The organism is Microcystis wesenbergii NRERC-220 (assembly GCF_032027425.1).
In the GTDB taxonomy this organism is placed as follows: Bacteria; Cyanobacteriota; Cyanobacteriia; order Cyanobacteriales; family Microcystaceae; genus Microcystis; species Microcystis wesenbergii_A.
In genome coordinates this window covers 2,014,261-2,031,311 of sequence record NZ_JAVSJA010000001.1, presented here as the reverse complement: position 1 = coordinate 2,031,311, position 17,051 = coordinate 2,014,261, and the positions used below count along the sequence as shown (strand labels likewise).

Sequence of the window (17,051 nt, the reverse complement as noted above, 5' to 3'; positions counted from 1 at the left end):
AAGCAGCAATAAAAAACTATTGCCGCTGCTATTTTTGATTAACTCCCCGGGTGGGATTCGAACCTACGACCAATCGGTTAACAGCCGACCGCTCTACCACTGAGCTACCGAGGAAGGCTACTCACAATTAATAATTATAATCATAAGTCCCTCAATAATGCAAGTGCTTTCTGGATTTTTTCTCAAAAAAATTTCCGGTGCCGGTAGCGGTGGGCGGAGAATCCACTATTGTGGAGATAAGGACACCATTAAGTCTAGTCTATGCTTGCTCATCACCGCCGTCCCGTTTCCTTCTGTCTGCTCTCGACAGATCTACCCATCCTCTCCACTTTAGACACTTCCGCTACCCTCTACCAAAAGGATCGCCACCGGTTTCATCTTCTCCTCAATCAACCACCGGTGGCTCTCGCAGAAATAGAGACACTTAAACCCGAAAATAATCAAAATAAATTAATTTGGCTAGAAATTTCGGCCAATCGGGTAATTATGACCATGCAGGGCCAGGGAAAATTCGCCTATCGTCATTTTTGGGAGCAAGGGGTTTTTGGTGTCAGTCGCTACTGGTTAAATGCCGAAAGTTCTCAACCGGGTTACGCTTTTCGCCTCCGCAACTATACCCGTAGTCTCAAATTAGAGGGGAATAATTTCCCCGAATATTTGCGTCTAGAGTACGAATTATGGTCAGATAACCTGATTTTAGGTCATTATGTCCTTCATTTGCAAGTACCCAATAAATCGGGTTGGCTGCATAGAGCTAAAAACTTTGTGGGATAAAACTTTTAGGCTTTTTTGTCCTCAAAAAGTGCCAGCCGGTGGCAAAATTTAGGCACTTTTTCCCCGAAAATTAGGTAATTGTGGGGTGGATTGAAGACTTAGTGCTACACTTCCCGAAAAGTCTATTTTATTTGAGCTTGTTGTTAGGAATCCACTTAAAAGACGTTGTTTAATCTGGCTAATAAGCTCTTGGGTATGATATGGGGAAAAGTTCCAGCGATTGCGCTAAAATGGGGGAATATGCCGAAAGTTTCCACCTATCGTTACTCTGAGGACTGTTATATGGACGACAAGCTACTTAAAAAATACCTTGAATACGCAAAGACCGAAGAGTCCTTTGCAGTTCTCTTTGTGAAAAAGCATCTCGCTCAAGCAAAAGAGCATTGGGTAGATATTGTCGATTGCCGACGTTATGAGATGTCCTCGGATAATCTACATTTCAGATTCGTCGTAGGTGGCTTGTATAAGAGAAAGATAAAACCTCAGTATCCATCAAAATCTGTGTACACCATTAATGGCAAATTTGATGAAGGCAGATATTACTTAATGGTACGAGCTATAACGTGGGAAACCGCACATAAGGACATTGAACAGCAAAAATCAAAGAACATAACACCACGGAAATTCAAGATAACAGGGATAAGCTACGATAAAAATCGAAGCAACAAAGACTTTTTCCGGAAGGACGCACCACCAGAAATAAAGGCTCTTGCAAATAATCTTAACGACCGTACAAACCCACTATGGGATAGGGCTTTGCAATACGCTAACAAGCCAGAGTTTGTTTATGAGATTAAGAAAGTTTACATCAACTAGCATAGTGCCTAACAATTCAAATGCAGATCGCTATCGCTGTAGGGTGCGTTCCCTAATGCAAGTCCTGCTACAAAGCGATCGCTTTTTGGGAACGCACCATGCACATTGATGGCAGCTGTGAAGTTAGAAGCATGAAAACCAACCCCCGATCATGTTACGCTACCGCTAACCCGTCCTACAAATAATTGTGCCTCCCTACTTATCAAAAAAATGTTTGATATTATGCTTGAAATTTCTAAAACCTCTCTTCAAGTATTAGGCAGTGAAATATTTAATTAGATAACCAAAAGTAAATAACTAAAAACAAAATATTTATTAAATCAAAAAAGGTTGAAAATGGTAAGAAATGCAACAAATAAATTATTGCAAAATGCTAAAAAATTAAAAAGTGACGAGTTTTATACACAACTTTCAGATATAGAAAGTGAGTTGCAACATTATAAAAGTCATTTTGAAAATAAAGTAGTTTATTGCAATTGCGATGACCCCAGAATTAGTAACTTTTTTAAGTATTTTGCTGCAAACTTCACAAAGTTAGGTCTAAAAAAAATAATAACATCTTGTTATCGAGAACAAGGGAGAGATTTATTTAATACAGAAGAAGATGAAAAGGGTTTTTTCTTTGAATATACAGGTACAGAGAGAGAAAAAAATAAACCTATTTCCACTGACATTGTTTACTTTAATGGGGATGGGGATTTTCGTAGTCCTGAAAGTATTGAACTATTAAAAAAGTCCGATATTGTTGTTACTAATCCCCCATTTTCATTATTCAGAGAATATGTAGCTCAATTAGTTAAATATGACAAAAAGTTTTTGATAATTGGCAATATTAATGCAATAACCTATCAAGAAATTTTCAAACTAATTAAAGAAAACAAAGCTTGGTTAGGAATAAATCTTGGTAGAGGTATTTCTGGCTTTATTGTTCCCGAACACTATCAACTTTATGGAACAGAGGCTCGTATTGACAATTCTGGAAATAGAATAGTTTCTCCAAATAATTGTTTATGGTTAACCAACTTAGACACATCAAAGCGGTACGAAGATATAGCTCTCACAAAAAGATATTTTGGCAATGAAGCTGAATATCCAAAATATGACAATTATGATGGAATTAATGTCAATAAAACCCAAGACATTCCCTTAGACTTCAAGGGGGTTATGGGTGTACCAATAACATTTTTACATAAATTCAATCCCGACCAATTTGAAATAATTAAATTCAGGAAAGGGAATGATGATAAAGATTTATCAGTAAATGGGAAATGTCCTTATTTTAGAATACTAATCAAGAATAAACGAATACAAACTGAATATATTGATTTAACTGACAAAGAAAAACAATGTATAACTCAGTCCTAGGGTGCGTTCCCTAATGCAAGTCCTACTACTCCAGCGATCGATTTTGGGGAACGCACCATGCACATTGATGGCAGCTGTGAGTTTATGACGATTGCACCTAAAAATCAGCGAATTTCTTGACAAATGAAGTTAAATATGGTATCTTCATCGCTGATCTGGTAGTGGATTGTTTCAGCTAATTTGGTGTATTAGAAAAATGCTATAAATTCTAGAATCTAAGACTTTAAGCCGAAATCTATTGCCCTATTTTAGCTGAAACAGTCCACTACCGTGCTACCGTGCGACTTGAGTGCGATCGCTGTCACCTTGTTGATTAAACCTTAAAACTGGGATCTCTTTGAGTGTCATTAGTGCGATCGCTTTTCTTCTCATCAGTTCTAGCTCATGCTGATTTTGATATAATAGCCATAATTGTTTGACATCTTAAGAGAAAAAATCATGATTAGAGCGATTAAACAGAAAGGAATTGTTGGCAGAGAAGGAAAAATAGAGCTTTATTCTACGGAACTAGAAGAAGGAACAGCTGTGGATATTATTATTTTAGTATCTGATCCTGAACCCGATACAACCGAATATCTTCTTTCAACAGAAGCCAATCAGCGTGAATTATCCGAAGCTATTGACAGAATAGAAAAGAAAGAAAACTTAGTGACAATTACTGTAAAAGAATGGCGTGAAAAATATAGTATTTGATCCGAAAGCTTTTACACAATTCAATGAATGGGCGATAGAAGACAAAAAACTCTATAAAAAAATCGTTGATTTAATTGACGACATATTGCGCCATCCCTTCTCTGGAATCGGTAAACCCGAACCCTTAAAACATCAACTCAAGGGTTATTGGTCAAGACGCATTAATGATGAACATCGCTTAGTTTATAAAATTACAGAAACAGAAATTATTATTATCAGTTGTAAATTTCATTATGACTAGGCTCAATGCGATCGCTGTTATCCTGTTGATTAAACTTTAAAATTGTCATTGCTTGGGATAGGAACGCAAATGGCGATCGCTTTTGGGGCAGGGGTAAGAACGATCGCATCTCTCTTAGGGTAGAACGCTGATGGCAAAGGATGGTCAGTCAGCCCCAGATAGTCAACAGCCTACCCGAAAAAGCTAGATTTTGTAACAAAATTTAGTATTACTTAGGGCTGTGTATAGAGAAGTTGCGAATTGTTAACCTTAGCTTTGCTAGGAAAATAAAACATGGTATTGTGACCCCAAGGCCGTGAAAAACGGCCAGGTTTTCAGTTTTTTTAAACATCAGGTCGCTACATTCTACAGCTATTTTCGCTGAAAAAAAAACGATTTTCTAGGCATTTCTATGACTTATCTTGTTGAACATCCTTCTACAACCTTTTATTCCTATACCGATACGGGGGTCGATCCCCTGAAAACCGCTCACGGAGTTTATATCACGGTTCACGGACATTTTTACCAACCACCGCGAGAAAATCCCTATCTAGACAGAATTGAACGGCAACCGAGCGCCCATCCCTTCCATAATTGGAATGAACGCATCCATCACGAGTGTTATCGTGCCAATGCTTTTGCGCGCATTTACAATGACCGGGGGGAAGTGATCAAAATAGTTAATAACTACGAATATCTCAGCTTTAACATCGGGGCCACCCTAATGTCATGGATGCAATCCCATGATCCCGAAGTTTACCAACGCATCCTGACAGCGGATCAAAAAAGTTGTCAACGCTTAAACGGTCATGGTAACGCCATCGCCCAAGTCTATAATCATATCATTCTGCCCCTAGCCAACAAACAGGACAAATACACCCAAATTCGTTGGGGAAAAGCCGATTTTAAGCACCGTTTCGGTCGCGATCCCGAAGGAATGTGGTTAGCGGAAACAGCCATTGATTTAGCCACAGTGACAGCTTTAATCGATGAAGGGATTAAATTCACCATTTTAGCCCCTTCCCAGGCCCTGCGCTGTCGTCCTTTCCCTAGCGACCATGATCCCCATCCCCAATGGCACGCGGTGGCCGGAGGTCAAATCGATCCCACCCGTCCCTATCGCTGTTACATCCCCGATGGTCGTTATCTGGATATTTTCTTCTACGATGGTCCAATTTCTCGGGATATGGGCTTTAATGATGTCCTAGCCAGCAGTGATTTTCTCGTCGGTCGTCTGGGACAGGCAATTAAAGGGGATCATCGTCCTTCCCAGTTAATCAGCGTCGCTACCGATGGGGAAACCTTCGGCCACCACAAACAGGGGACAGAGAAGTGTCTTAGCTATGCTTTTACGGAATCTTTCCCTAAAAACGGCTGGACAGTCACCAATTTCGCCCATTATCTCAGTATTTGCCCCCCCACTTGGGAAGTGGAATTAAAACCCGTGACCGCATGGAGTTGTGTCCATGGCGTAAATCGTTGGCAGGATGACTGTGGTTGCGGGGGAGGGGGCAATTACCAGCAAACATGGCGTAAACCCCTGCGGGAGTCCCTAAATTGGCTCAGAGATGAGTTGATTAAGGTCTATGAGATTCAGGGACGGGAATTTTTCCGGGATCCTTGGCAGACAAGGGATGACTACATTGCAGTTATTTTAGATCGCTCCCCAGATGCGATCAAACATTTCCTCGCCGGGCATCAAAGTCGCCAACTGAGTAAAAGCGAGAAAATCGATGCTTTGCGTTTATTAGAAATGCAAAGACAGGCTTTATTGATGTTTACCAGTTGTGGCTGGTTTTTTGAGGAAATTTCTCGACCTGAAGGCACGCAAATTTTGAGATATGCTGGCCGGGCCCTGGAATTAGCTGGAGAAGTGGCTGGAATTCAATTAGAAATGAATTTTCTCAGTCGTCTAGCTTTCGCCCCCAGTAACGTTAAGTTATATCAAGATGGGGCCGATGTCTATCGACAATTGGTCACTTCTGCGCGGGTGGATTTGGAACAGGTGGCGGCCCATTACGCTATTAGTTCCCTATTTACCGATTATCCCGGTCATCATCGGATTTATTGTTACAATACCCGTCAATTAGATTATCAAAAACAAGCGATCGGGTCTTTAACTTTAGCAGTGGGACAGGTGGAATTAACCTCAGAAATTACCCAAGAAAGTGAACATTTTGTCTTTGCTGTTCTACATTTAGGAGGTTGGGATTTTTACTGCTGCATTCAACCTTTTAACGGTCGGTTAATCTATACCAATCTTAAGGAGCATCTCTTTGAATCTTTACAACAGGCCAGTGTCTCGACCATGATCGTAGAAATGGGGCGCGGATTGGGAGAAAACTTTTTTGCTTTACCCCATCTTTTTGCCGATGAAAGACACCGGATCATGCAGAAGGTGACAGCCGAAACTAAAAAACGTCTCGATCAATTATACACCCAAGTTTATCGGGATAATTACGGCATTTTAGCGGCTTTCCAACGGGATGAGCTGCCCGTACCTCAAGAGTTACAGGTAGCGGCCGATATTGCCATTTCTCACCGTTGTTTACAGGTGATTAATGCCCTCGAAAAAGATTTTAAGCATCGGCAAGCGACGGAAAATAATCTCGATCAATTATTGGCTATTGCTAAGGAAGCCAATCATTTACGCTGTCAATTAAATATTCCCGAAGCGCGTCAAACCTTAGAAAGTCTGCTCTGGCAATCTCTTTGGAAATTATTACACGATGGTGATCCTTTAACGGCGGAGGAGGATGCCCGCTTAATCACCCGTTTAAGTGAAGTTAGCCAACAATTAAACCTAGGATTATCCCTCGATCGCTCTCAGGAATTATACTATTATTACTTCCATGATCGTCTAGTTCCTAATTGTTTGCGGTCTAATTCAATAGATGTTTCCTGTCCCTGGCCGATGACTCAATTAAAATGGTTATTACTATTAGGACAGGTGTTAAAAGTTGATGTGAGTATTTGGCTGTAAAATCAGTCAAAGGGTGGGCAATGCTCACCCTTTGATTATTAAGTAGGTTAGGCGATGATTGCCCTGAAACTCAGGTTAACCCAGAGACTAAACCCTTAGATTTATAATGGATCATAAGTCTATCATCGAAGGTTTACATGACTATCACGCCGATTTATACCGCCTCAGCCAGCACAGTAACCCAGTATCCCGATGCTTTTGGGCGTTTTGGACGCTACGGGGGCAAATACGTCCCGGAAACCCTGATGCCAGCCTTAAGTGAACTAGAAACGGCCTATAATCAGTATAAGGACGACCCCGATTTTCAAGAAGAATTAAATCAACTGCTCAAGGATTACGTCGGTAGACCCAGTCCCTTATATTTTGCCGAACGTCTCACCGCCCATTATGCCAAAGCTGACGGCACTGGGGCGCAAATTTACCTAAAACGGGAAGATTTAAACCATACTGGGGCCCACAAGATTAATAACGCCCTCGGTCAGGTTTTATTAGCCAAACGCATGGGTAAAAAGCGAATTATCGCCGAAACCGGGGCAGGACAGCACGGCGTGGCCACCGCTACGGTTTGCGCTCGTTTTGGTCTAGAATGCGTGATTTATATGGGAATTCACGACATGGAACGCCAAGAACTCAATGTTTTCCGCATGAGACTGCTTGGGGCGACGGTGCAACCCGTGGCCGCCGGGACGGGAACCCTGAAAGATGCCACCTCGGAAGCGATTCGCGACTGGGTAACTAATGTCGAAACCACTCACTACATCCTTGGTTCTGTGGCCGGTCCCCATCCCTATCCGATGATGGTGCGCGATTTTCACGCGGTTATCGGTCAAGAAACCCGTCAGCAAAGTCTGGAAAAATGGGGCGGTTCACCGGATATTCTCCTCGCTTGTGTGGGGGGTGGTTCTAATGCTATGGGTTTATTTCATGAGTTTGTTAAAGAAGCTGCCGTGCGTTTAATTGGTGTTGAGGCTGCCGGAGAAAGTATCGCCTCCGGAAAACACGCCGCCACCCTTACCCAAGGTCAACCGGGGGTTCTACATGGCGCAATGAGTTATTTATTACAAGATAGCGAAGGTCAAGTTATCGAGGCCCACTCCATTAGTGCCGGTTTAGATTATCCCGGAGTCGGGCCAGAACATAGCTTTTTAAAAGATAGTGGTCGCGCCGAATATTACAGCGTCACCGACAAGGAAGCATTAGAAGCTTTTCAAAGAGTTTCCCGTTTAGAAGGGATTATTCCGGCCCTAGAAACTGCCCACGCTTTAGCTTATTTAGAAACTCTTTGCCCGCAAGTAACCGGTAGTCCTCGCATTGTTATTAATTTCTCCGGACGGGGTGATAAAGATGTGCAATCGGTGGCTAAATATTTATCGATGAATGGTTAACAGTGAGCAGTTATCAGTTATCAGTTATCAGTTATCAGTTATCAGTTATCAGTGAGAGGGATAAGCTATTGTGCATCTAAATTTGATATTCGTTTTGACCTGTTTCCCGTTCCAGACTAGCTTAATATGAAAAGTTCTTTTAAGAAGGGTTATCAGTTAGGAATTTTGATGATTGTATCGACAAGTTTAATGGCCTGTAGTGCCTTAAACTATAGCTCTTTTACGGAACTTGTACCATCTTTATCTCCCTCTCCTTCTCCCTCTCCTTTGGATGCGGCAACTTTACTTATTTTAGAGAATAAAATCTATCAACAGGTCAATCGCTATCGTCAATCTCGCAATTTATCTCCCCTACTGTTAAATCGGACAATTTCGCAACAAGCAAGATTACATAGCCAACGCATGGCCGCGGGTTTAGTTCCTTTTAGTCATCAAGATTTTGACAAAAGAGCGCAAACTATTGGCGTTTCAGTTCCCTATCAAGCAGTAGGGGAAAATCTGGCAGTTAATCAAGGTTATGATGACCCGGTAATGATTGCTGTGGATGGTTGGATTAAAAGTCAAGGTCATCGGGAAAATATGGAGGGAGATTTTGATAGTACCGGGATTGGAGTAGCGACGGATAATCAAGGAAAATTGTACTTTACTCAAATATTTCTCAAACGTCAATCCGCTCCCGTTTCTACTAATACCCTTAGCTACGATACTATCGGGAATCAATCTTTTTTAATTACCCTTGAAGAAAACACTAATTATCAAGTTAATCGCTACCGAATTTCTCAAAATTTACCGCCCCTACGTCTCGATGCTCGCATTAGTCATGAAGCTCGCTTATTTAGCCAAAAAATGACCAATAAACAGGCTCCTTTTAGTCATGATGGTTTTGAGGGAAGAATGAAGGCAGTACAAAGAATGATTCCTTTAGAAAAAATGGGCGAAAATTTGGCTTTTATGAAGGGATATACCGACCCCGTTAGTGTTGCCGTCAAGGGTTGGATTAATAGCCCCGGCCATCAAAAAAATATGGTTGGTGATTATAATCTCACTGGTATCGGTATCGCTCAAAATAATGCTGGTGAATATTATTTTACACAACTTTTTGTTAAAAAGCGTTGACAAAATCCCCCCGATTATATTTAAATTTAATTACCAGTTTTTAACATCAGTTATCAGTTATCAGTTAAGTAGTCGGACATAAATTCTGTGGTCTATCTTAAGAAATGTAAATTGCCGCAATTCTTACTGACGACCGACTCGGAGACTCCTTACCCCACAGTTAACTTTACTTTTGTCCAACTACTTATCAGGGAAATAAAGGCAGTCGTGCGATAGGCAAAAGCATTACAAATTTCCCTCCTGTCTCCTGTCTCCTGTCTCCTGTCTCCTGTCTCCTATCTGCTAACTATATGAACTTAGACAATTTTCAAGTGTGCGATCAAGATTTAAGCGATGACCTATTATCCCGTTATCTAGGGGTTAATTCGATCGCTGTAGATACAGAAACGATGGGATTAATACCGGGGCGCGATCGACTGTGTTTAATTCAACTCTGTGATCCCAGTGGTTTTGTCACCGCTATTCGCGTTTTTAGGGGGCAAACAGAGGCTCCTAATCTCAAAAAGGTCATGGAAGATGAGCGGATAGAAAAAGTCTTTCATTTCGCCCGTTTTGATGTGGCTCAACTATCCCATACTTTTGGCATTGCCACTCAACCGATTTTCTGCACCAAAATCGCCAGTAAACTCGCTCGGACTTATACCAGCAGTCACGGTTTAAAAAGTCTCGTGCAGGAATTGGAAGGCATAGAATTAGACAAAACCGCTCAGAGTTCTGATTGGGGAAATGCCGCTAATCTCACCCCACAACAACTGAGTTATGCCGCTAACGATGTGCGCTATTTACTGTCAGTGCGAGATAAACTAATTGTGATGCTGCAAAGAGAAGAAAGATGGGAATTAGCCCAAAAATGCTTTAGTTGTATCCCCATCTTCACCGCTTTAGATTTACAGCAATACAAAGATATATTTGAGCATTAGTCAGCAAAAGTTACAGTCTATTTAATAAGTAAATAGAAGATAGATTTTGTCTTTGATCCCCCCTGCCCCTAGGTAGGGCTATTTCAAGGTCGATAGAGGGCTTGTAAAAAAGAGTTTACTGTGTATAATCACAATATTAACCTGACATAAGCCAAAATATGCCTAAAAATCTCATTTATTATCTGGAGAAAATTCCTGACTTCCGAGAGCCGAGAGGATGCCGTCACCGATTGCCAGTTGTCTTGCTTATTACCATCCTGGCCATCATGAGTGGAGAACTGGGCTATCAAGCAATGTCTCGTTTTTTAGAACGCCATCGTCGTAACTTATCTTTTGTTACTCGGTCTGTCCATATCCCGTATCTCCGGGAGCATCAGTGATTAGACGAGTTTTAAGAGAATTAAACTATAAAGAAGTCGAAGAACAATTGAACGAGTGGCTAAAAGAGAATGCTAAAGTTCCCGAAGGTGAATGGGTCAGTGGAGACGGAAAAGCACTTAAAAATACGGTGTTGAATTATGATGATTCTCAACAAGTATTTTTTAATTTCGTCTCGTTTTTTAGTCATCAAAAAGGGGGCGTGATGGGGGTAAAAGTGATGAATAATAAGGAAACTAGCGAGATTCAGACCTTAGAGGATTTATTAGATATATTAGATAAGTACCTAAGCAAAATTAATTACACATATCTAACCCCCCCTTGCCTCTTGCAAGAGTGCCTTTTGCCTTTCTTCACTAGGAAATTTATTTTGCACGACTACTTAGCAAGGGAGTCACCTTTTCCCTCGATGCCTTGCATTGTCAAAAAAAACGCTCGATAAGATTGTAGAAAAAGGGAACAATTATTTAGTGAAAGTAAAAAACCATCAAAAAAAATTGTTTAAGGCTAAGTACCTAAGCAAAATTAATTACACATATCTAAACACCTCTTGCCTCTTGCAAGAGGCAACAGTAAAGGGATTGGGGGAGATTCGGCTAATCTTAAGAATAAGCGCTTTAAATGCGTCTTAGCTTATTTTCCCGTACTGCCGAGATAGACCCCAAATGGCAGTCGGCTAACTGTGTGGTTAGGGTGACCCGTCAGGGAAGGAGAGAGGAACATGACTTTGAGCGAACAGGTTACTATCTGACCTCTCAGGCGCCCAACTGCCGTCATCTTGCTCTGGGAATCAGAGGAGATTGGAAAATTGAAAATCGCTTACATTGGGTAAAGGATGTGATTCAAAACGAGGATCGTAGTCCCCAGAAAAAGGGACTTTCCCCCATCAACATTTCCTTGTTAAAGACATGGGTTTTAACCTTGTACAGGTTAGAGGGTTATGATTCTTTAACAAAGGGAATTGACCACAATAAGCACAACATCCGCCAATTATTGTCTTTATGTCGCTAAAATTTCGTTTCTAGCCGTATTTCTCCTTTTTTCTTGAGAATGAAATAGCCCTACCCTTATCAAGGGGGGCAGGGGGGATCCCCCCTTGATCCCCCCTTGATAAGGGGGATGTCTGACAATTTTTAACACCCACCTACTTAGTATCAAAATCTCTGTTTATTTTAATAATAATAAACGCTGGGGAGATAAAGTAACAGTCCAAGGCAAAGCTTGCTCCTTAATTTCTAACCATTTATCCTTATATAACTCTGCTTGGATATGAAAATCGCGGTCGTGGTTAGAGGGTTGATTAAGTTTCAGATAGAGAGTCACCCGATGGGGTCCTTCAATGGCATTAGCTAACCAACAGGGAAAAGTATTAATATCGCCTAAATCTCGACCAAAAATAATTTGATGGGCGCGAATTCCCGTATAGGTTAAATAGTCGGGAATCCTGGAAACAGTGTGTAATTTAACATCCCAATCAATCGCTTCCAATTGTTGATTATTAATGATTATAGCACGGGAAAAATTCTTACAGACCGTAATTTTTGCCAAACTAACGCTATCTGGCTGCTCAAAAATTTTCTGTTTAGAATTATTAGCAATTGCCCGCCCTTTTTCCATAACTAATAAATTCTCACATATTCGATAGGCTTCATCCATATTATGGGTAACAAAAATTGTCACGCCATCGTAATTACTTAAAGTTTTGATCATCTGACGTTCTAATTGAGTGCGTAGATGGGTATCAAGGGCAGAAAAAGGCTCATCTAATAATAAAGCTTCCGGACGACTAGCTAAAGCGCGAGCGATGGCGACCCGTTGCTGTTGTCCCCCCGATAATTGATGGGGATAACGGTTTTCCATGCCGGGTAACTGCACTAATTCTAATTGGTTGGCAATCTGCTGACGGATAATTTTTGTGGGTAACTTTTGCGAGAGACCAAAAGCGATATTTTCCGCCACGGTGAGATGGGGAAAAAGGGCATAATTCTGCACCACAAAACCGATACGACGCTGACGACTGGGGAGATTAATTCCCTTTTCGGAATCGAAGAGAATGCGCCCATTTAAGACAATACGACCCCTTGAGGGCGTTTCCACACCAGCCAGCGATCGCAAAATGAGGCTTTTTCCCGACCCCGAAGCCCCTAATAGTCCTAATGGCTGATTTTGGCAGTTAAAAGTGACCGAGAGATTAAAACCGGGTAAATATTTCTCTATATCGACAAATAAGCCTATTTTATTCTTATAATGCTGATTTTCAGCTGCTAAAAGGGCAAAATCGCGACCCTCCCAGGGTGGCAGCCAGTCCTCCATCTCGTTAGGTTTGCTTTCTCCCGGTCGTCCTAATTGCTGTTTGCGTTGACTTTGCCAGAGATTAACGGCGATAATCCCCGATAGGGAGATTAATATGATAATAAACACCCATATCCAAGCCTCAGTCATCGCTCCTGCTTCCACAGCGAAGAAAATCGCCATCGGGATAGTTTGAGTTTGCCCCGGAATATTACCCGCTAACATCAAAGTTGCCCCAAATTCCCCCAAAGCGCGGGCAAAAGCTAGGGTTAATCCCGCTAATACTCCGGGGAAGGAAAGGGGCAAAAGTACGCGCCAGAATATTTTCCCTTCCGATGCCCCTAGGGTGCGGGCAACCTGTAGGATGTTGGCATCCACCTGTTCAAAAGCCCCTAGGGTGGTTTTGTACATCAGGGGAAAAGCCACCACCGTCGCGGTGATAACGGCGGCATACCAAGTAAAAACGACGCGAAAGTTAAATAAGTCTAATAACTGTCCTAATGGTCCGTTTTTGCCGAATAGGAGCAGTAAAATGAAGCCTACCACCGTCGGGGGCAAGATTAAGGGCGCGACGAAAACTGCCTCGATTAGGGATTTCCACCGTCCGCGATAGCCTAACATCCAATAAGCGGCGGCAATACCGAGAAAAAAGATGATTATCAGGGCAATGGTGGCGGTTTTCAGGGATATCCATAGGGGAGAAAAGTCTGACATTGTTTATCTGGCTATTCCGAAGCCGAATTTTTCAAAAATGTTTTTAGCGGCTGCGCTGGTGAGATATTGGGTGAAAGTCTTGGCAGCTTGCGGGTTTTTACTGGCTTTAATCACAGCTATGGGGTAAATAATCGGAGAATGGAGATTATTGGCAGCCGTAGCCACTACTTTTACCCGGTCGGAAATTTTGGCATCGGTGATGTAAACAATGCCAGCATCGGCGTTACCAGTTTCTACGGCGGCGAGAACATTACGGACGGAGTTGGCAAAGACCAGTTTTGCTCTTATTTGCTCTAAAATGCCGATATTTTTCAGAACTTCTTCACTGTACTGACCGACAGGAACGCTGCGCGGTTCACCCACGGCAATTCTTTTGACATTACTGTTAGTCAGGGAACGAAAATCGCTGATTTTTAGGGCGGAATTCTTGGGAACGATTAAAACTAGGCGATTAGTGAGCAGGTTTCTTCTGGTAGTTGTATCGATTAAACCAGCTTTTGCTAAAGCGTCCATTTGCTTAGTGGCAGCCGAGAGGAAAACATCGGCCGGCGCACCCTGTTCGATTTGCCGTTGCAAAGCTCCCGACGCACCAAAGTTATAGTTAACTTTAATGTTACTATGGGCTTTTTCAAACTCTGGCTTGATTTCTTCTAGGGCCTCTTTGAGACTAGCGGCGGCAGAAACTAGAATTGTCTGGGTTTGGGCGGTGGTGATAGTAGATGAAAAAAGGTTTATGCCCGCAGATAATAAGCAACTAAGGGCAATTGAGCCGATAAAAGCCAGAAAATATCGTCTTTTCATCAAGATTGATAGCAAGCGATCGATATTTATATTTCTATCACAACCAATCCACTGCCCGAAATCTGTATCTAGGGTTTGCGGCAAAAAGTTTTTCTTGGGGAAGTGGGGAAGTGGGGAATGGGGAGGTGGGGAGATGGGGGAGTGGGGAAGTGGGGGTGTGGGGAGAAAAAAGCTGACTCCTGACTCGGAGAATACTGACTCGGAGAATACTGTCTCGGAGAATACTGACCCCTGAATCCTAGAACTTAGGGAATCCTGTGAATTTTGAGGAAATTAGTGCCTTTAGTTTTCTGCATGGGAATTCCCGCCATAATCAGGATTTTATCGCCCGATTGCGCTAGATTTTTCTGAAGTAGAATTGATTCCGTTTGCTTTAACACATCCTCAAAGACGGACACCTGATGATCGAGAAGAATCGGGATCACACCCCAGACTAGGTTGAGACGGTGATAGACTCGTTTATTGGGAGTCATGGCAATGACGGGAACCGAGGGACGTTCCTTAGAAGCCAGTAGCGAAGTGTAGCCAGAGGTGGTAAAAGTGACAATATAACGGAGATCAAGGGTTTGATCGATCGCCACTAAAGCCTCACTGAGAGCGTGAGTTTCATCGGACTGATTGGGGGGAGCATTATCAAACTTCACATCCGCTTCCACATCATGGGCGATTTTGGCCAACATAGCCACAGCTTTGACGGGAAAATCTCCCACTGCTGATTCCCCCGATAACATCACCGCATCGGTTCCATCGATAATCGCATTAGCCACATCACTAGCCTCGGCCCGAGTCGGTCGGGGATTGTGAATCATGCTTTCTAACATCTGGGTGGCAGTGATGACGGGAATAGTTTTCATATTGCAGAGTCTGATGATGCGTTTTTGCAACATGGGGACTTTTTCGGGACTTAATTCTACCCCCAAATCGCCCCGGGCCACCATAATGCCGTCACATTCCTCGACAATTGACTCTAAATTTTCGATCGCTTGCGGTTTTTCAATTTTAGCTATCACTGGCACATCCGCGTGATTTCTCTCGGCTAAAAATGCCTTAATCGCTTTGATATCTTCTCCTTTACGAACAAAACTCAGGGAAACCCAATCAACCCCCTGAGCAAGACCAAATTCTAGGTCTTGTTTGTCTTTTTCGGTCATGGAAGGTAAGCGCAAATTGAGACGGGGTAGATTAACTCCCTTGCGACTCTTGAGAATTCCTCCCTCCAATACTTGACATTTTAGGTCTTTTCCGTTAATTTCAACGATTTTTAGCTCTAATAAGCCATCATCAAGGAGAATTTGCTCACCTAACTTGGCTTCCTCGGCCAGATAGGGATAATCGATCGAAACGGTGTTCGCTTCTCCCCGATACTCATCCATGGGGACAAGGGTGAGATAATCGCCGTCGTTGATGGAAATCGAACCATTGGGGAGATTGCCGACGCGAATTTTTGGCCCTTGTAAATCTTGCAGGAGGGTGATAGGATTGTCTAATTCTTGAGAAATTTGCCGTAAAAGACTAACAACTCTCGCATGATCTTCGTAGCTACCGTGGGAGAAGTTTAGCCGCGCTACATTCATCCCCGCACCGATCATCTGCTTGAGGACTTCTGGCGAATTACTGGCAGGGCCGATCGTGGCTACGATCTTAGTTCTATGGGTAATAATTGACATGGAACCCTTACTAATCGATCTTGGGACGATTACATGATATTCACTTTAGGTTAACTAACGGTGAAGCGGAAAACAAATTAAGCTTTTCCACAGAGTTGCCATCGCTCTCGGTCCACTGCTTCACCGTCAGGAGTCAGCTATCAGCAGCAACGGTTGAGATCTTTAAGGTAGGATAAACTAATAACCATCTCCGCTCTTCGGCGTAGCTCAGAGACCACTCGTTTAGATTTCGTTATGACCAACACATTAGACGATAAAGCCATAGTCAAGGACTATTTTAACGCCACAGGATTCGATCGCTGGCGCCGGATTTATGGGGATGGCGAAGTTAACAAAGTACAAAAAGATATTCGCATCGGTCATCAACAGACGCTCGATACCGTTATCGGTTGGTTAGAAAGTGATGACAATTTGCCCAATCTCTCAATCTGTGATGCCGGTTGTGGAGTCGGTAGTCTGAGTATTCCCCTCGCTAAAGCGGGCGCAACTATTTTCGCCAGTGATATTTCTGAGAAAATGGTGACAGAAGCCAAGGAAAGAGCGGCCAAAGAGTTAGCAGATACCAGTAAACTCACCTTTGCCGTTCAAGATTTAGAAGCATTAACCGGCCAATATCACACGGTCATCTGTCTTGATGTTCTCATTCACTATCCCACAGAAGAAGCCTTAGGCATGATTAAACACTTGGCATCCCTAGCTCAATCCCGTTTAATCCTCAGTTTTGCCCCTAAAACCTGTTTATTAACCATTCTCAAGAAAATTGGTCAATTTTTCCCCGGTCCGAGTAAAACCACTCGTGCCTATCAACACAAGGAAAAAACTATTGTCGCCGCTCTCAACGAAAATGGCTTTAAAATCGAACGGACGAGTATGACTAGCACTCGTTTCTATTTTTCCCGTATCCTCGAAGCTGTCCGCAGTGAATAA

16 protein-coding genes and 1 tRNA gene are annotated in these 17,051 nt (G+C 42.5%); 13 read left to right on the top strand and 4 right to left on the bottom strand.

All coding sequences use genetic code 11. From position 1 onward, the window contains the following. Positions 1–42: 42 nt before the first annotated feature. A tRNA-Asn gene (locus RAM70_RS09860) sits at positions 43–114 on the bottom strand. Between the two features lie 147 nt (positions 115–261). Between RAM70_RS09860 and RAM70_RS09855 the strand changes: the two genes are divergently transcribed. From RAM70_RS09855 to RAM70_RS09805, 12 genes are all read left to right on the top strand, one after another. After that, complete coding sequence (locus RAM70_RS09855) at positions 262–774, top strand: hypothetical protein (protein WP_312673518.1); 513 nt, start codon at positions 262–264, stop codon at positions 772–774. Positions 775–939: 165 nt separating this feature from the next. Beyond that, positions 940–1,590, top strand: coding sequence for a hypothetical protein (locus RAM70_RS09850; RefSeq protein WP_312673517.1), 651 nt, complete (start codon positions 940–942; stop codon positions 1,588–1,590). A gap of 336 nt (positions 1,591–1,926) precedes the next feature. Continuing rightward, positions 1,927–2,955: an adenine-specific methyltransferase EcoRI family protein gene (locus RAM70_RS09845; protein ID WP_045358561.1), complete on the top strand. Its 1,029-nt coding sequence runs from the start codon at positions 1,927–1,929 to the stop codon at positions 2,953–2,955. A 438-nt stretch (positions 2,956–3,393) separates the two neighbouring features. Continuing rightward, positions 3,394–3,648, top strand: coding sequence for a hypothetical protein (locus RAM70_RS09840; RefSeq protein ID WP_045358562.1), 255 nt, complete (start codon positions 3,394–3,396; stop codon positions 3,646–3,648). Further along, positions 3,629–3,889: a Txe/YoeB family addiction module toxin gene (locus RAM70_RS09835; RefSeq protein WP_045358563.1), complete on the top strand. Its 261-nt coding sequence runs from the start codon at positions 3,629–3,631 to the stop codon at positions 3,887–3,889. The genes RAM70_RS09840 and RAM70_RS09835 overlap by 20 nt, the downstream gene beginning before the upstream one ends. A gap of 391 nt (positions 3,890–4,280) precedes the next feature. Further along, positions 4,281–6,851 (top strand): DUF3536 domain-containing protein, encoded by a 2,571-nt coding sequence (locus RAM70_RS09830; RefSeq protein WP_312673512.1) that lies wholly within the window; start codon positions 4,281–4,283, stop codon positions 6,849–6,851. A gap of 137 nt (positions 6,852–6,988) precedes the next feature. Continuing rightward, positions 6,989–8,236, top strand: a complete 1,248-nt coding sequence (trpB, locus tag RAM70_RS09825; protein WP_045358565.1) for a tryptophan synthase subunit beta — start codon at positions 6,989–6,991, stop codon at positions 8,234–8,236. A 126-nt stretch (positions 8,237–8,362) separates the two neighbouring features. After that, positions 8,363–9,352 carry a CAP domain-containing protein gene (locus RAM70_RS09820; RefSeq protein WP_045358566.1) on the top strand — a complete coding sequence of 330 codons (990 nt, stop codon included), beginning with the start codon at positions 8,363–8,365 and terminating at the stop codon, positions 9,350–9,352. Positions 9,353–9,642: 290 nt separating this feature from the next. Continuing rightward, positions 9,643–10,272 carry a ribonuclease D gene (locus RAM70_RS09815; protein WP_045358567.1) on the top strand — a complete coding sequence of 210 codons (630 nt, stop codon included), beginning with the start codon at positions 9,643–9,645 and terminating at the stop codon, positions 10,270–10,272. Positions 10,273–10,430: 158 nt separating this feature from the next. Next, on the top strand, positions 10,431–10,652 hold the full coding sequence (locus tag RAM70_RS22935) for a transposase family protein (protein WP_072024801.1): 222 nt from the start codon (positions 10,431–10,433) through the stop codon (positions 10,650–10,652). After that, positions 10,649–11,092, top strand: a complete 444-nt coding sequence (locus RAM70_RS09810) for a hypothetical protein (protein WP_312673510.1) — start codon at positions 10,649–10,651, stop codon at positions 11,090–11,092. The genes RAM70_RS22935 and RAM70_RS09810 overlap by 4 nt, the downstream gene beginning before the upstream one ends. A gap of 179 nt (positions 11,093–11,271) precedes the next feature. Continuing rightward, the gene (locus tag RAM70_RS09805) at positions 11,272–11,661 is read left to right on the top strand and encodes an ISAs1 family transposase (RefSeq protein ID WP_190381699.1); all 390 of its coding nucleotides are present in this window, start codon (positions 11,272–11,274) and stop codon (positions 11,659–11,661) included. Positions 11,662–11,817: 156 nt separating this feature from the next. On the opposite strand, the gene modB is transcribed toward RAM70_RS09805, so the two are convergent. From modB to pyk, 3 genes are all read right to left on the bottom strand, one after another. Beyond that, a complete protein-coding gene (gene modB / locus RAM70_RS09800) occupies positions 11,818–13,656 on the bottom strand; it encodes a molybdate ABC transporter permease subunit (protein ID WP_190381700.1) in 1,839 nt (612 codons plus the stop codon). A gap of 3 nt (positions 13,657–13,659) precedes the next feature. Beyond that, a complete protein-coding gene (modA, locus tag RAM70_RS09795; RefSeq protein ID WP_312675874.1) occupies positions 13,660–14,457 on the bottom strand; it encodes a molybdate ABC transporter substrate-binding protein in 798 nt (265 codons plus the stop codon). A gap of 245 nt (positions 14,458–14,702) precedes the next feature. Next, positions 14,703–16,124 carry a pyruvate kinase gene (pyk, locus tag RAM70_RS09790; RefSeq protein WP_190381483.1) on the bottom strand — a complete coding sequence of 474 codons (1,422 nt, stop codon included), beginning with the start codon at positions 16,122–16,124 and terminating at the stop codon, positions 14,703–14,705. A 234-nt stretch (positions 16,125–16,358) separates the two neighbouring features. Between pyk and bchM the strand changes: the two genes are divergently transcribed. After that, on the top strand, positions 16,359–17,051 hold the full coding sequence (bchM, locus tag RAM70_RS09785) for a magnesium protoporphyrin IX methyltransferase (RefSeq protein WP_312673506.1): 693 nt from the start codon (positions 16,359–16,361) through the stop codon (positions 17,049–17,051).

Coding starts and splice junctions, on each gene's coding strand:
- RAM70_RS09855 (WP_312673518.1), top strand. CDS start 262: ATGCTTGCTCATCACCGCCGTCCCGTTTCCTTCTGTCTGCTCTCGACA.
- RAM70_RS09845 (WP_045358561.1), top strand. CDS start 1,927: ATGGTAAGAAATGCAACAAATAAATTATTGCAAAATGCTAAAAAATTA.
- RAM70_RS09840 (WP_045358562.1), top strand. CDS start 3,394: ATGATTAGAGCGATTAAACAGAAAGGAATTGTTGGCAGAGAAGGAAAA.
- RAM70_RS09830 (WP_312673512.1), top strand. CDS start 4,281: ATGACTTATCTTGTTGAACATCCTTCTACAACCTTTTATTCCTATACC.
- trpB (WP_045358565.1), top strand. CDS start 6,989: ATGACTATCACGCCGATTTATACCGCCTCAGCCAGCACAGTAACCCAG.
- RAM70_RS09820 (WP_045358566.1), top strand. CDS start 8,363: ATGAAAAGTTCTTTTAAGAAGGGTTATCAGTTAGGAATTTTGATGATT.
- RAM70_RS09815 (WP_045358567.1), top strand. CDS start 9,643: ATGAACTTAGACAATTTTCAAGTGTGCGATCAAGATTTAAGCGATGAC.
- RAM70_RS22935 (WP_072024801.1), top strand. CDS start 10,431: ATGCCTAAAAATCTCATTTATTATCTGGAGAAAATTCCTGACTTCCGA.
- RAM70_RS09805 (WP_190381699.1), top strand. CDS start 11,272: ATGCGTCTTAGCTTATTTTCCCGTACTGCCGAGATAGACCCCAAATGG.
- modB (WP_190381700.1), bottom strand. CDS start 13,656: ATGTCAGACTTTTCTCCCCTATGGATATCCCTGAAAACCGCCACCATT.
- modA (WP_312675874.1), bottom strand. CDS start 14,457: ATGAAAAGACGATATTTTCTGGCTTTTATCGGCTCAATTGCCCTTAGT.
- pyk (WP_190381483.1), bottom strand. CDS start 16,124: ATGTCAATTATTACCCATAGAACTAAGATCGTAGCCACGATCGGCCCT.
- bchM (WP_312673506.1), top strand. CDS start 16,359: ATGACCAACACATTAGACGATAAAGCCATAGTCAAGGACTATTTTAAC.